The organism is Pseudomonas azotoformans (genome assembly GCF_001579805.1).
GTDB classification, from domain to species: domain Bacteria; phylum Pseudomonadota; class Gammaproteobacteria; order Pseudomonadales; family Pseudomonadaceae; genus Aquipseudomonas; species Aquipseudomonas azotoformans_A.
In genome coordinates this window covers 889,480-904,452 of sequence record NZ_CP014546.1, presented here as the reverse complement: position 1 = coordinate 904,452, position 14,973 = coordinate 889,480, and the positions used below count along the sequence as shown (strand labels likewise).

At 62.2% G+C, this 14,973-nt stretch carries 13 protein-coding genes and 1 pseudogene; 9 read left to right on the top strand and 5 right to left on the bottom strand.

All coding sequences use genetic code 11. The annotated features are described in order from the left end of the window. Nucleotides 1-76 precede the first annotated feature (76 nt). The gene (locus AYR47_RS04290) at nt 77-589 is read left to right on the top strand and encodes a glycine cleavage system protein R (protein ID WP_033898074.1); all 513 of its coding nucleotides are present in this window, start codon (nt 77-79) and stop codon (nt 587-589) included. A 237-nt stretch (nt 590-826) separates the two neighbouring features. Here the strand turns inward: AYR47_RS04290 and rarD are convergent, their stop codons facing one another. The 5 genes from rarD to AYR47_RS04265 form a co-directional block, all read right to left on the bottom strand. Further along, complete coding sequence (gene rarD, locus AYR47_RS04285; protein WP_033898075.1) at nt 827-1,711, bottom strand: EamA family transporter RarD; 885 nt, start codon at nt 1,709-1,711, stop codon at nt 827-829. Between the two features lie 55 nt (nt 1,712-1,766). Next, entirely contained in the window at nt 1,767-2,741 is a 975-nt protein-coding gene (locus tag AYR47_RS04280; RefSeq protein ID WP_016977838.1) for a serine/threonine protein kinase, read from the bottom strand. 123 nt (nt 2,742-2,864) lie between these two features. Beyond that, nucleotides 2,865-4,763, bottom strand: coding sequence for a PhoX family protein (locus tag AYR47_RS04275; RefSeq protein ID WP_061434389.1), 1,899 nt, complete (start codon nt 4,761-4,763; stop codon nt 2,865-2,867). A 78-nt stretch (nt 4,764-4,841) separates the two neighbouring features. Then, the gene (locus AYR47_RS04270) at nt 4,842-5,606 is read right to left on the bottom strand and encodes a TOBE domain-containing protein (protein ID WP_061434387.1); all 765 of its coding nucleotides are present in this window, start codon (nt 5,604-5,606) and stop codon (nt 4,842-4,844) included. A 58-nt stretch (nt 5,607-5,664) separates the two neighbouring features. After that, a complete protein-coding gene (locus AYR47_RS04265; protein WP_061434385.1) occupies nt 5,665-6,402 on the bottom strand; it encodes a ComF family protein in 738 nt (245 codons plus the stop codon). A 92-nt stretch (nt 6,403-6,494) separates the two neighbouring features. Between AYR47_RS04265 and bioB the strand changes: the two genes are divergently transcribed. The 8 genes and pseudogenes from bioB (at nt 6,495) to AYR47_RS04225 (ending at nt 14,886) form a co-directional block, all read left to right on the top strand. Further along, a complete protein-coding gene (bioB, locus tag AYR47_RS04260) occupies nt 6,495-7,550 on the top strand; it encodes a biotin synthase BioB (RefSeq protein ID WP_016977842.1) in 1,056 nt (351 codons plus the stop codon). A gap of 3 nt (nt 7,551-7,553) precedes the next feature. Further along, a complete protein-coding gene (gene bioF / locus AYR47_RS04255; protein ID WP_061434383.1) occupies nt 7,554-8,735 on the top strand; it encodes an 8-amino-7-oxononanoate synthase in 1,182 nt (393 codons plus the stop codon). Then, complete coding sequence (locus AYR47_RS04250; RefSeq protein ID WP_061434380.1) at nt 8,728-9,459, top strand: alpha/beta fold hydrolase; 732 nt, start codon at nt 8,728-8,730, stop codon at nt 9,457-9,459. Before bioF ends, AYR47_RS04250 begins: the two co-directional genes overlap by 8 nt. Then, nucleotides 9,452-10,264 (top strand): malonyl-ACP O-methyltransferase BioC, encoded by an 813-nt coding sequence (bioC, locus tag AYR47_RS04245; RefSeq protein WP_061434378.1) that lies wholly within the window; start codon nt 9,452-9,454, stop codon nt 10,262-10,264. The genes AYR47_RS04250 and bioC overlap by 8 nt, the downstream gene beginning before the upstream one ends. Next, entirely contained in the window at nt 10,261-10,941 is a 681-nt protein-coding gene (bioD, locus tag AYR47_RS04240) for a dethiobiotin synthase (protein ID WP_016977846.1), read from the top strand. Before bioC ends, bioD begins: the two co-directional genes overlap by 4 nt. A 106-nt stretch (nt 10,942-11,047) precedes the next feature. Beyond that, nucleotides 11,048-11,329, top strand: a complete 282-nt coding sequence (locus AYR47_RS04235) for a hypothetical protein (RefSeq protein WP_033898084.1) — start codon at nt 11,048-11,050, stop codon at nt 11,327-11,329. 252 nt (nt 11,330-11,581) lie between these two features. Further along, the gene (locus AYR47_RS04230; RefSeq protein ID WP_016977848.1) at nt 11,582-13,387 is read left to right on the top strand and encodes a phenylacyl-CoA dehydrogenase; all 1,806 of its coding nucleotides are present in this window, start codon (nt 11,582-11,584) and stop codon (nt 13,385-13,387) included. A 208-nt stretch (nt 13,388-13,595) separates the two neighbouring features. Beyond that, nucleotides 13,596-14,886: pseudogene (locus AYR47_RS04225) on the top strand (diguanylate cyclase). The last annotated feature ends 87 nt before the right edge of the window (nt 14,887-14,973 follow it).

Sequence of the window (14,973 nt, the reverse complement as noted above, 5' to 3'; positions counted from 1 at the left end):
ATATAAAAATGGTACACGATTTGTTATCGAGGGCCTTCGGGTCCACCTTGTAGATTGAATTCCAGAGGGCGTTGCCATGGACCATCTTGTACTCACAATTATCGCTGCCGACAAACCCGGCCTGGTCGAGCGCATCGCGCAGAATATCGCCGCCCACGGTGGCAACTGGCTGGAAAGCCGCATGGCGCACATGGCCGGGCAGTTTGCCGGGATCCTGCGGGTCAGCGTGCCTACAGAGCACCGTCAGGCGTTGGTCGGGGCGTTGGAGGATTTATCCACCCATGGCATTCGCGTGCTGGTGGGCGAGGGCAGTAGTGGGCAAGCGTCGGCGTCCAAATCGATCATGATGACGCTGGTGGGCAATGACCGTGCGGGCATTGTGCGCGAGATCACCGCGCTGCTGAGCCAGCAGGGCGTGAACCTGGAGAGCCTGAGCACCGATGTGCGCCCGGCCCCCATGAGCGGCGATCCGTTGTTTACCGCCGAGGCGCTGTTGCAGGTGCCGACCGCGTTATCCCTGGACACCTTGCAGCTGTCCCTGGAAACCCTGGCCGATGACTTGATGGTGGAACTGCACCACGAGGAATAAATGACGAGGAATAATCTGCCCACAGGGTTATGCATGGAAATCTTGCATGGGCCTGTGGATAACCTGTAGAGACCCCTCGCCAGCCCACGCCGGCCGGGGTTCTTCGCTGTTTGAGCAAAAAACGAGCAATTTCAAAAGCTTGTGCACAAATGGCGGGGACCAGGTTGTGGATAACCTTGGGGTGGATGTCTGCAAGCCACGCGCCCTGTAGCCTGCAGAGGTTTGTACGTTATTTGATCAACGTTTGCGCACGCTGAGCCAGATATCCACGCTATACACCACCAGCCCCGCCCAGATGAAGGCGAACGCGGTCAGCGTGCTCGGTGCCAGGTGTTCGCCGAACAGCAGCACGGCTTCGAGCAATACCAGGGTCGGCGCGACGTACTGCAAAAAGCCCAACGCTGTGTAGGGCAAATGCCGTGCGGCGGCGTTGAAACACACCAGCGGGATCAGCGTCACCGGGCCGGCCGCCACCAGCCACCAGGCTTCGGACGTACTCCAGAACGCCATCTGCGCGCTATGGGCGGTCGGGTTGAACAGCAACCAGGCAACTGCAATCGGCACCAGCATCCAGGTTTCCACCACCAGCCCCGGCAGCGCCTTGACCGGCGCCTGCTTGCGAATCAGCCCGTAGAAGCCAAAGGTCAACGCCAGCACCAGCGACACCCACGGCAAGCTGCCGACCTGCCACACCTGTTGGGCCACACCCACGGCCGCCAGCCCGACGGCGACCCACTGCAAGCGGCGCAGGCGCTCACCCAGGATCAGCATGCCCAGCACCACGTTCACCAATGGGTTGATGTAGTAACCCAGGCTCGCTTCCAGCATGCGCCCGGTGTTCACCGACCACACATACGTCAGCCAGTTACCCGCAATCAGTGAACCACTGAGGGCCAGGATCGCCAGGCGCTTGGGGTTGTCGCGCAACTCGCGGAACCAGCCGGGATGCTTCCACACCATCAACAGCAAACCGCCGAACAACGCCGACCACAAAACGCGGTGCACGATGATCTCGGCGGCGGGCACGCTGGCGATGGCTTTGAAGTAGAGCGGGAACAGACCCCAGATGACGTAGGCGCTCAGGCCCAGGATGTACCCCTTGCGGGGGTTGGCGGCTTGCATTGCAGAATCCTTGCTTAGGCAGCTAACAAAGCGCGATTGTAAGGATATTTGTCCGTCAAAACAGCTTCAATGGCTCTTCATTCAAGGCGGCCAATTGTTCGCGCAATGCCAACACCTGATCGCCCCAATACCGCTCGCTGCCAAACCACGGGAAGCTGTGGGGGAACGCCGGGTCGTCCCAACGCCGTGCCAGCCAGGCGCTGTAGTGCATCAGGCGCAAGGCACGCAGCGGTTCGATCAGCGCCAGTTCACGCGGGTCGAAGTCATGGAATTCCTGGTAGCCGTCCATCAGTTCCGACAACTGTCCCAGACATTCCTGACGATCTCCGGCGAGCATCATCCACAGGTCTTGCACCGCCGGGCCCATGCGGCAGTCGTCCAGGTCGACGATATGGAACATCTCGTCGCGGCACATCATGTTGCCGGGGTGGCAATCGCCGTGCATGCGGATGTTCTTGTGCGGCGTGGCTTTGTACACCTCTTCCACACGCTTGAGCAGGTCGCGGGCCACGGACTCGTAGGCCGGCAGCAGGCTCTTGGGAATGAAATTGCCTTCAAGCAAGGTGGTGAGTGAGTCGTGACCGAAGTTCTTCACGCCCAAGGCTTCGCGGTGTTCGAACGGGCGGGTGGAGCCCACCGCATGCAAACGTCCGAGCAATTGCCCAAGGCGATACAGCTGATCGAGATTACCCGGCTCCGGCGCACGGCCGCCACGGCGGGGGAACAGGGTGAAGCGGAAACCGGCGTGTTCGAACAGGCTTTCGCCGTTGTGGATCAATGGCGCGACCACCGGCACTTCGCATTCGGCCAGTTCGAAAGTGAAGCGGTGTTCTTCGAGGATTGCCTCGTTGGTCCAACGCTGCGGCCGATAGAACTTGGCGATCAGCGGTTCCGAGTCTTCGATGCCCACTTGATAGACGCGGTTTTCGTAGCTGTTGAGCGCCAGAACGCGAGCATCGCTGAGAAAACCGATGCTTTCGACAGCGTCGAGCACCAGGTCGGGCGTGAGTGTTTCAAACGGGTGGGCCATGCGAACTCCTGCGCGCAGCAGGGCGCCGCGTCCGGCCGGGTATGGTAACCCACCAACGTTGAGATAGGTGGTGACTGTGCTGTTGTGGTGAGTGGGGCAAGCCCCCTCACCACAGAGGCCCTATCAGGCGCCGACGATACCGCCGTCATCCCGCCGAATCGCCATCACCGACGAGCGCGGCTTGCCATTCGGCAGATGCTCCGGCCAAGTCGAACCACCGGTTTCGCCTGGGTGCTGGATCCCCACAAACAGCGTCTTTTGATCCGGCGAGAAGCTGATGCCCGTCACTTCACAGGCCACCGGTCCGACCATGAAGCGGCGGATTTCCCCGGTGGAAGGGTCAGCACACAACATCTGGTTGTTGCCCATGCCGGCGAAGTCACCTGCGTTGCTGTAGTCCCCATCCGTCAGGATCCACAATCGCCCGGCCTTGTCGAAGCCCAACCCGTCCGGGCTGTTGAACATGTTCTGCGGGTTGATGTTCGACGAACCACCCTTCGGCGTGCCGGCGTGCACGCCAGGGTTGCCGGCCACCACGAACAGGTCCCAGGTGAATTCCGAGGCGCCGTGGTTATCGGCGTCGGCCTTCCAGCGCAGGATCTGGCCGTAGACGTTTTTCTCACGCGGGTTGGGGCCTCCCACCGGCTGGCCCTCTTCACCGCGCTTGGCGTTGTTGGTCAGGGTGCAATAGACCTGGCCGTCGGTGGGGCTGACCACGATCCATTCCGGGCGGTCCATGCGCGTGGCTTTCACCACACTGGCGGCTAGGCGCGCGTGGATCAGCACTTCGGCCTGGCTGGCGAAGCCGGTGCTGGCGTCGATGCCGTTTTTGCCGTGGGTCAGCTCGACCCATTGGCCCTTGCCCTTGGGGTGGTCGGCGTTGCCGTCGCCCGCGTCGAAGATCGCCACATACAAGGTGCCGTGGTCGAGCAGGTCTTTGTTGGCCTTGGGGTTCTTGTGGTTGATCTTGTCGCGGCTGACGAACTTGTAGATGAACTCGCCGCGCTCATCGTCGCCCATGTACACCACGGCGCGGCCGTCGCGGGTTTCGGCCAGGGCGGCGTTTTCGTGCTTGAAGCGGCCCAGGGCTGTGCGTTTGGCTGGGGTGGATTGCGGGTCGAACGGGTCGATTTCCACCACCCAACCGTGGCGGTTGAGTTCGTTGGGGTTCTTGGCCATATCGAAACGCGGGTCGTGCTGATGCCAGTTGATGTCTTTGCTGGCGGCGACCACGCCATAGCGTTTCTGCCCGGCATCGAAGGTTTGTTGTGGGTTGCTGCTGCCGAAACAGTCGGTGAAGTTCTCTTCACACGTCAGATAAGTGCCCCATGGCGTCTTGCCGTTGGCACAGTTCTGGAAGGTGCCCAGGACTTTTTTGCCGGATTTGTCGGCGCTGGTTTTCAGCCAGTCGTGGCCGGCGGCGGGGCCACTGAGGCGGATCGGCGAGTTGCCGTGGATGCGGCGGTTGTAACGCGAGTCCTGCACGAACTGCCAGGTGTCGCCCTTGCGCCGCACTTCGATGACCGACACGCCTTCGCTGGCCTGGGCCTTGTGCACGTCTTCGGCCGATTGCGGCGCGCCGCCGTGGGCGAAGAGGTAGCGGTAGTTGGTGTATTCGTTGTTGATCGCCATCAGCGCGCGGTTGTCGTCACCGGGGAAGGCAAACAGGCTCATGCCGTCGTTGTTGTCGCCGAACTGCTGTTCCTGGGCCTTGGCCGTGCCGTTGCCGGACGGGTCGAAGGCCGGCGCGTTCTTGCTCAGCGGCTGGCCCCAGCTGATCAGCACCGACGCGCTGTAGCCCGGCGGCAAGGTGATGGCGTCGCTGGTGGCGGCGGCGATGCTGGTGAAGCCCAGCAACGGGCTGGCGCTGGCGGCGTTGACGGCGAGAGCGCTGCGGCTCAGCAGGTTGCCACCCAGGAACATCGCGGCACCGCACAGGGCACCGGCGCCGATGAAGCGGCGGCGGGTGAGGCCGACCATTTGCTCAAGGTCGGTGGCTTGGTTTTCTTCTAATAGGCTCATCTCAGGCTCCCTGCGGTTTTTGCAGACACCATAAGGAGCGGGCGTGACGAAATTGTTGCAGTTTAAATAGCGGACCCCTTACACCGGCGTGCCGAGCAGCACATTACTCGGCGCAAATTGAACCTGGATCGCTTTGCCTTCGGTCACGCGCAGCGCCTTGAGCGTGGCGGGCTGCGCCAGGGCGCACAAAACCTGGCCGCTGGGCAGGGTGACACGCACTTCGCTGGGCCCGTCCTCTGCGTCGAGAATGGCGTCGACGATGCCGCTCATGCAATTGTGTCCAGTTGTTGCGAAGGCATCGGGTGCGAGCAATTCCAGCCAGCCGGCCTTTATCAGTGCGACCACTTCCACGCCGGTTTCCAGCTCCAGTCGCTGGGTGCTGTCGTGGGTGATCTGCGCAGCCAGGGTCAGCCCCCCGGCCAGTTGCAGGCGGATCAGATCATTGCGGCCATGCTGCTCGATGGCGACGACCTGGCCATGCAGTTGGTTACGTGCGCTGGTGCGCAGCATCAAGCGGCCCAGTAGATTGAAATCGCTGGCGGCTTCGTCCGAGCCCAGCACTTCGGCCTGCACCACTTGCAGGCGCTGGTAAAGACGCAACACACGCTCACCTTCGACCGTCAACCTGGCGCCGCCGCCGCCTTTACCGCCGACACTGCGTTCTACCAAGGGCTTTTGCGCCAAGTTGTTCAACTCGTCGATGGCATCCCACGCCGCTTTGTAGCTCAAGCCCGCGCTCTTTGCCGCGCGGGTGATGGAGCCCTGCTCAGCGATGTGCGCCAGCAAGGCAATGCGCTGGGGACGGCGGATGATGTGTTGACTGAGGGACGTTGGCAGAGACATGGGCATACGCTTCGATGGGATAAGCCGAACGTTGCGGGCAAGGGTGGCCGGAGTCAAGTCAACTGCCCGGTTTGGGCGTGCGGGCCACGCAGTACACATCGACTTGTCGTGCGCCGGCATTCATCAACAACCGCGCCAGGCTGTGGGCGGTCGCGCCAGTGGTGAGTACGTCGTCCACCAGCGCGAAGTGACGGCCTTGCACCCGTGCGTCGGGCGCCAGGGCGAAAGCGCCGAGCAGGTTGCGTTGTCGGGTCTTGGCATCGAGGGCTTGTTGCGCCACGGTTTCATGGGGGCGTAACAACAGGTGTTCATCGTAGGGAATGTGCAAGTCGTGGCTGAGCCAGCGCGCCAGCATCAAGGCCTGGTTATAGCCGCGTTCACGCAGGCGCTTGCGGGCCATGGGTACCGGCAGCAGGCAGTCGGGGCGTGTGAGTCCGGTGTTGTCGAAGCGATGTTGCATATGCTGCGCCAACAGCCGCGCCAGCATCTGCCCCAGGGGCCAGCGCGCTTGGTGCTTGAAGCGGCTGATCAGGCTGTCGACCGGAAAGCTGTAGGTCCAGGGCGCGATCACCTGTTTAAAGGCCGGCGGATGTTTCTGGCATTGGCCGCAGATCAACCCCTCCATCGGCAAGGGCAGGGCGCACAGGTTGCAGTGTTCTATCAGCCACGGCAGCTCGGTTTCGCAGACGTTGCACACAGAGTCGGCTGATTGCGTGGCCTCATCGCAGATTAAACAGGTTTGGGTGTTTTTTAACCAGATGTAAACCTGGTGTTTGTAGGCTGGTTGACAGTGCATGAATCTTCCTTAAATATGCCGAGCATCCGTGTCGTGCCTGTGGGTATTGCCCTTCCCGCAGCGCTTGCCAAAGCATAATCAAGGAATCGCCCATGAGCGCCAGCACCACCGCCACTTTGCGTCACGATTGGTCCCTCGCCGAAGTCAAGGCACTGTTCGTACAGCCGTTCAATGACCTGCTGTTCCAGGCGCAGACCGTGCACCGCGCGCATTTCGACGCCAACCGTGTCCAGGTGTCGACGCTGCTGTCGATCAAGACCGGCGCCTGCCCGGAAGATTGCAAATATTGTCCGCAGTCGGGCCACTACAACACTGGCCTGGAAAAAGAGAAGCTGATGGAAGTGCAGAAGGTCCTCGAAGAGGCTGCCCGCGCCAAAGCTATCGGCTCGACCCGCTTCTGCATGGGCGCCGCCTGGAAGCACCCGTCGGCCAAAGACATGCCCTACGTGCTGCAGATGGTCAAAGGCGTGAAGGCCATGGGCCTGGAAACGTGCATGACCCTTGGCCGCCTCGACCAGGACCAGACCGAAGCCCTGGCCCAGGCCGGCCTGGACTATTACAACCACAACCTGGATACGTCGCCCGAGTTCTACGGCAGCATCATCACCACCCGCACCTATAGCGAGCGCCTGCAAACCCTGGCCTACGTGCGGGATTCGGGGATGAAGATCTGCTCCGGTGGCATCCTCGGCATGGGCGAGTCCCTCGACGACCGCGCCAATTTGCTGATCCAACTGGCCAACCTGCCGGAGCATCCGGAGTCGGTGCCGATCAACATGTTGGTGAAAGTGGCCGGTACGCCGCTGGAAAACGCCGAAGACATCGACCCATTCGACTTCATCCGCATGCTCGCCGTGGCGCGCATCCTGATGCCGCAGTCCCATGTACGCCTGTCGGCCGGTCGTGAGGCAATGAACGAGCAGATGCAGGCCCTGGCGTTCTTCGCCGGCGCCAACTCGATTTTCTACGGCGACAAATTGCTGACCACCGCCAACCCGCAGGCTGACAAGGACATGCAACTGTTCTCGCGCCTGGGCATCCTCCCGGAAGCTCGTGAAGAACACGCGGATGAAGTGCATCAGGCGGCGATCGAGCAGGCGTTGGTGGAGCAGAAGAGCAGCGAGCAGTTCTATAACGCTGTGGTGTGAGGGATGTCTTTCGATCTCGCCGCGCGCCTCGCTGCCCGCCGTGCCGAACACCTTTATCGCCAGCGCCCGCTGCTCGACAGCCCCCAAGGCCCGGAAGTGGTGGTGGACGGCAAGCCGCTGCTGGCGTTCTGCAATAACGATTACCTGGGCCTGGCCAATCACCCGCAAGTGATTGAAGCCTGGCGCGCCGGTGCGTCCCGCTGGGGCGTGGGCGGCGGTGCTTCGCACTTGGTGGTCGGGCATGCGGCGCCGCACCATGAGCTGGAAGAAGCGCTGGCCGACCTTACCGGCCGTCCGCGTGCGCTGCTGTTTACCACCGGCTACATGGCCAATCTCGGTGCGGTCACGGCGTTGGTGGGGCAGGGCGATACGGTGCTGGAAGACCGGCTCAACCATGCCTCGTTGCTGGATGCGGGCTTGCTGTCGGGGGCGCGTTTCAATCGCTACCTGCATAACGACGCTGCAAGCCTGGCCAAGCGCCTGGAGAAAGCCACCGGCAATACCCTGGTGGTCACCGATGGCGTATTCAGCATGGACGGCGACCTGGCTGACCTGCCCGCGCTGGCCCGTGAAACCAAGGCCAAGGGCGCCTGGTTGATGGTGGATGATGCCCATGGTTTCGGCCCACTGGGTGCCAACGGCGGCGGTATCGTCGAGCACTTCGGCCTGAGCCAGGACGACGTGCCAGTACTGGTCGGCACCCTCGGCAAGGCGTTCGGCACGGCAGGCGCTTTTGTGGCGGGCAGTGAAGAACTGATCGAAAGCCTGATCCAGTTCGCGCGCCCGTACATCTACACCACCAGCCAACCGCCGGCACTGGCCTGCGCCACCTTGAAAAGCCTGGAGCTTTTGCGCACCGAACATTGGCGACGCGAGCACCTCAACGACCTGATCCGCCAGTTCCGTCACGGCGCCGAGCAGCTCGGGCTGGACCTGATGGACAGCTTCACGCCGATCCAGCCGATTGTGATCGGCGACAGCGCCAAGGCCATGCGCCTGTCGCAGATGCTGCGCGAGCGCGGCCTGATGGTCACCGCCATTCGCCCACCCACTGTGCCGGCCGGCAGCGCGCGTTTGCGCGTGACCTTGACGGCGGCCCACACCGAGGCGCAGGTGCAGCTATTGTTAAACGCATTGGAAGAATGTTTCCGCTTGTTAGGCGCCACGGAGCCCGACCATGCGTGATCGACTGATATTGCTGCCGGGCTGGGGCCTCGGTGTATCGCCGCTGGAACCGTTGGCCGCTGCATTGCAAGGCCTGGACGAACACCTGCAGGTGCAGATCGAGCCGTTGCCCGCACTGGATTCCAGCGACCTGAATGAATGGCTCGACGAACTCGACGCCACGCTGCCGGACAACGCCTGGCTGGGCGGTTGGTCGCTGGGTGGCATGCTCGCTTCGGAGCTGGCGGCGCGGCGTGGCGAACGTTGCTGCGGCTTGCTGACGCTGGCGAGCAATCCGTGTTTTGTCGCCCATGAAGGTTGGCCGAGTGCGATGCCCGCCGAGACCTTCGATGCGTTTCTCGCCGGTTGCCACGCCGACTCCCAAGTGACCCTCAAGCGCTTCGGTTTGTTGTGTGCCAAAGGCGCCGAAGACCCGCGTGGGTTATCGCGCTTGCTGGTCAGTGGCGCGCCGAATTCGCCTTCCAGTGTGCTGATGCCCGGCCTCGAACTGCTCGCCCAACTCGACACCCGCGAAGCCTTGCTGGCGTATCGCGGCCCGCAGTTGCACCTGTTCGCCGGGCTGGACGGGTTGGTCCCCGCCGAAGCCGCCAGCGACCTGCTGGCGTTGCTGCCCGATGTTGAAATCGGCCTGATTGAACAGGCCGGCCACGCGTTTCTTCTGGAAGACCCCCACGGTGTCGCGGGGGCCATCCAGGCTTTTTTGCATGAGTGCGTCGATGACTGATTTATCCCACGCCCCGCTGCCGGCTGCCTTGCCGGACAAGCGCCAGGTGGCGGCGTCCTTTTCCCGCGCAGCCGCCAGTTACGACAGCGTTGCCGAGTTGCAGCGCGCAGTGGGCAGCCAATTGCTGGCACGCTTGCCGGCCGACATTGCGCCGCAACGCTGGCTGGACATGGGCTGCGGCACCGGTTATTTCAGCCGCGTGCTGGCCGAACGTTTGCCCGCCAGCCAAGGCATTGCACTGGACATCGCCGAAGGCATGCTCAATCACGCGCGTCCGCTGGGGGGGGCGCAGCACTTCGTCGCAGGCGATGCCGAGCGCTTGCCGCTTAAAGCTGACAGCGTGGCGCTGATCTTCTCCTCCCTCGCGGTGCAGTGGTGCGCCAACTTTGAGGCGGTGCTCAGCGAGGCCTACCGCGTGCTGCAACCGGGTGGCACGTTCGCTTTTGCCAGCCTGTGTGTGGGCACCCTGGAAGAGCTGCGCGAAAGCTGGCGCGCGGCGGATGGCCTGGTTCACGTCAACCGCTTTCGTACGTTCGAGGCTTATCAGCATCTGTGCGCAGCCAGCGGCTTGCGGGTAGTGAGCCTGGAGCGCCGCGCCCACGTGTTGCATTACCCGGACGTGCGCAGCCTCACCCATGAATTGAAGGCCCTGGGTGCGCACAACCTCAACCCCGGCCGGCCGGGAGGGTTGACGGGGCGCGCGCGGATTGTTGCACTGGTGCAGGCGTATGAGCGGTTCCGCCAGGCCCAGGGCCTGCCGGCGACTTACCAAGTGGTGTATGCCGTACTGGAGAAACCTCTATGAGCGCCGCCTACTTCATCACCGGCACCGACACCGATGTCGGCAAGACCACCGTCGCTGCTGGCCTGCTGCACGCAGCACGACAAGCCGGCAGAAGCACTGCCGCCGGCAAACCCGTGGCTTCCGGCTGCCAGGTCACGCCCAAAGGCTTGCGCAACGCCGATGCACTGGCGTTGCTGGCCGAATGTTCGTTGCCCCTGACGTATGCCGAGGTCAACCCGGTGGCGTTCGAGCCGGCCATCGCGCCGCATTTGGCGGCGCGGGAGGCGGGCGTCTCTCTGACCGTGCAATCGTTGCTCAAGCCCATGCAGCAGATTCTGGCGCGCGAAGCAGATTTCACCTTGATTGAAGGCGCAGGCGGTTGGCGGGTGCCTCTGGCCGATCAGGCGAACCTGTCGGATTTGGCCATGGCGCTCAAGCTGCCGGTGATCCTGGTGGTGGGCGTGCGCCTGGGTTGCATCAGCCATGCCTTGCTCACCGCCGAAGCCATCGCCCGTGACGGTTTGCAGCTGGCCGGGTGGGTGGCGAATATCATCGACCCCAAGACCTCCCGTCTGGAAGAGAACCTCGCCACCCTGGCCGAACGGCTGCCTGCGCCCTGTCTGGGCCGTGTGCCGAAACTCAAGCAGGCGGGGGCTGAAGCGGTGGCGGAATACTTGCAGCTGGACTTGCTTGACTGATTTTGGCTATCGCTAAGGCATTATGCCATTAGTGTTTTTGACGGGCGTTTTGCGGGCAACTCTGCTTCAATCACGGTTCACGATTCTCTAAAGGCAGGCTTACGCCATGGAAATCTCCGGAAGCAGCGCGTTTTATTCGGGCCTGAGCAGCATTCAGACCGGGCAGAGCCGTGTCGACCAGGCGGCCGGCAAAATCGCCAGCGCTGCGACGACCCAGCCCTCGGATGCGCAAAGCGACCGTCTGCAAGCCAACGACCGCGCCCAGCCGTCCAACTCGGCCAGCAACATGGTCGAAATGGCCCAAGGCAAATTTCAAGTGGAGCTCGGCGCCAAAGTCGCCAAGGCTTCGGATGAGATGCTCGGCACCCTGATCGACACCTACGCTTAACCCCCTCTGACTCCCACCGGCCTCTTACTGAGGTCGGTTGTGCTTGCACAATTCTTGATTCCCTTCTGAACTCCTTGTGGCAACCCGCCGCAGGCGTCGCCGTGCGCGCCTTTGATTCATGTCATGACAAACGGCATCCGGACGACGCTTGACATCCCCAGGTGGTAAACGTATGTTTCAAACACCTGTTTGACCGCCACAACAATTCCACGCGGTTGTTCATTCCAGATACATCAGCAGAGGTTTATCGCTATGCCTGACTACAAGGCCCCCTTGCGTGATATTCGCTTCGTTCGTGACGAACTGCTTGGCTATGAAGCGCACTATCAGAGCCTGCCGGCTTGCCAGGACGCTACCCCGGACATGGTTGACGCCATCCTTGAAGAAGGCGCCAAGTTTTGCGAGCAAGTACTGGCACCGCTGAACCGCGTGGGCGACATCGAAGGCTGCACCTGGAGTGAGTCGGGCGTTAAAACCCCAACCGGTTTCAAAGAAGCCTACAAACAATTCGTCGAAGGCGGCTGGCCAAGCCTGGCCCACGACGTGGAGCACGGCGGCCAAGGCCTGCCGGAATCCCTGGGCCTGGCCGTGAGCGAAATGGTGGGCGCCGCCAACTGGTCGTGGGGCATGTACCCTGGCCTGTCCCACGGTGCGATGAACACCATCTCCGAGCACGGTACTCCCGAGCAGCAAGAGGCTTACCTGACCAAGCTGGTGTCGGGTGAATGGACCGGCACCATGTGCCTGACCGAGCCACACTGCGGCACCGACCTGGGCATGCTGCGCACCAAGGCCGAGCCTCAGGCCGACGGTTCCTACAAAGTCTCCGGTACCAAGATCTTCATCTCGGCCGGTGAACACGACATGGCCGACAACATCGTCCACATCGTACTGGCCCGCCTGCCGGATGCACCGGCCGGTACCAAAGGTATCTCGCTGTTCATCGTGCCGAAGTTCCTGCCGAACGCTGACGGTTCGATTGGCGCGCGCAACGCCGTGACCTGTGGATCCCTTGAACACAAGATGGGCATCCACGGCAACGCCACCTGCGTGATGAACTTCGACGCGGCCACCGGTTTCCTGATCGGCCCGGCGAACAAAGGCCTGAACTGCATGTTCACCTTTATGAACACTGCTCGCCTGGGTACCGCGCTGCAAGGCCTGTCCCACGCCGAGATCGGCTTCCAGGGCGGCCTGAAGTACGCTCGCGATCGCCTGCAAATGCGCTCCCTGACCGGGCCGAAAGCGCCGGACAAAGCCGCCGACCCGATCATCGTGCACCCCGACGTGCGCCGCATGCTGCTGACCATGAAAGCCTTCGCCGAAGGCAACCGTGCGATGGTGTACTTCACCGCCAAGCAAGTGGACATCGTCAAATACGGCACCGACGACGAAGCCAAGAAACAGGCTGACGGCCTGCTGGCTTTCATGACTCCAATCGCCAAGGCGTTCATGACCGAAGTCGGTTTTGAATCGGCCAACCACGGTGTGCAGATCTACGGCGGCCACGGCTTCATCGCCGAGTGGGGCATGGAGCAGAACGTTCGCGACAGCCGCATTTCGATGCTGTACGAAGGCACCACCGGCATCCAGGCCCTGGACCTGCTGGGCCGTAAAGTGCTGATGACCCAGGGCGAAGCGCTCAAGGGCTTCACCAAGATCGTGCACAAGTTCTGCCAGGCCAACGAAGGCAACGAAGCGGTCAAAGAGTTCGTTGCACCGCTGGCGGCTCTGAACAAAGAGTGGGGCGAGTTGACCATGAAGGTCGGCATGGCCGCGATGAAAGACCGCGAAGAAGTGGGTGCCGCCTCGGTGGATTACCTGATGTACTCCGGTTACGCGTGCCTGGCTTACTTCTGGGCCGACATGGCGCGCCTGGCTGCCGAAAAACTGGCTGCCGGCACCACCGAAGAGGCGTTCTACACCGCCAAGCTGCAGACTGCGCGCTTCTACTTCCAGCGCATCCTGCCGCGTACCCTGGCCCATAAAGCCACCATGCTGTCGGGCGCCAACAACCTGATGGACATGAAAGAAGAAGACTTCGGCCTGGCTTACTAAGCCTTACCGGGTTCACTTCAAGAGCCGCCGCTTCTTCATGGGAGCGGCGGCTTTTTTGTGGGCGATAAAAAACCACAGTAAAGCGCTCAGGGATTACCGCTGGCTGCCGTTACAGTGATGGCAATGTGATACATGCGTGCCAGGTTGTGCTTAACTGTCGGCATAAAGGCACAGTGCCATCATTTTTTTGCGGGTCGGAGTTTTACCCTTGTCGCGCGTGTCCGCTGTACGTTTCAGTCACTTTTTACCTTCGTTGCTGCTTCTGCTGGCCGGGCTCTCGGCTGCGTACGTCAAGGACCTCAACGTCTTCTTCACGTCGCTGTTCAATGTGTTGCCGACCCTGGTGCTGTTGCTCGGTGGCTCGTACTGCGCGGTGTATCGCCGTCAGCGTGAACTGTTCCTGATGATCACGGTGTACATCGCCTACTTCCTGCTGGATACACAGACCGATTTTTACCGCGACAACGGCCGCGTGCGCGAAGACGCGGCGGTGGTGTTTCATCTGTGTTGTTTGTTGCTGCCGTTGTTGTTCAGCATCTACGCGCTATGGCAGGAGAAGACCCACCTGTTCCGCGACTTCGTCGCCCGTGGCGCGGTGTTGCTGGCGATCGGCAGCGTGGCCTTGGCGCTGGAGCAGAGTTATCCCCAGGCGGTGCTCAATTGGCTGGCGGAGATTCGCTGGCCGGCGCTGCATGGCAGCTGGATGAGCCTGATCCAGCTGTCATACCCGATGTTCCTGATCGGCTTCCTGACCCTGGCGGCGCAGTACTGGTATCAGCCACGTCCGCTGCACGCGGCGCAACTGGTGGGTTTGCTGGGGCTGTTCTGGATGTTGCCGCAGACATTCATCCTGCCGTTCACCCTGAACATCATGTGTAGCCAGGTGATGCTGATGATCGCAGCCGGTGTGGCCCATGAGGCTTATCAAATGGCCTTTCGCGATGAACTCACTGGCTTGCCGGGGCGTCGCGCGCTGAACGAGCGCATGCAGCGGTTGGGGCGCAACTACGTGCTGGCGATGAGCGACGTCGACCACTTCAAGCGCTTCAACGACACCCACGGCCATGATGTCGGCGACCAGGTGCTGCGCCTGGTGGCGAGCAAGCTGTCCAAGGTCAACGGTGGCGGGCGCGCTTATCGCTATGGTGGTGAGGAGTTTGCCGTAGTGTTCGCCGGCAAGACGGTGGAAGAATGCATGCCGCACTTGGAGGAGATCCGCGAGATCATCGCGGACTACGATATCAAGCTGCGCAATTCGGACCGCCCCCAGGACGATCACCAAGGCCGTCAGCGCCGTGCGGGCAGTGGTGCCTCGAGTGTTTCGGTGACCATCAGCATCGGCGTGGCCGAGCGCCAGGCCCGAGCAGCGCACGCCCGAAGAGGTGCTCAAATCCGCCGACCAGGCGCTGTACGCCGCCAAGGGCGCCGGACGCAACTGTGTGGTCGCCGCCGGGCAAACCCGTCGTGGCGCGGTGCGCACAGAGGGCGCTGCCGGTTGAGTGATGGCGCTGTATTCAGCAGCGCTACAGTGATTGTCCGAGGCAATGCCCGGCAGTAGGTTGAAACCATCTGCTGACGGAGACATT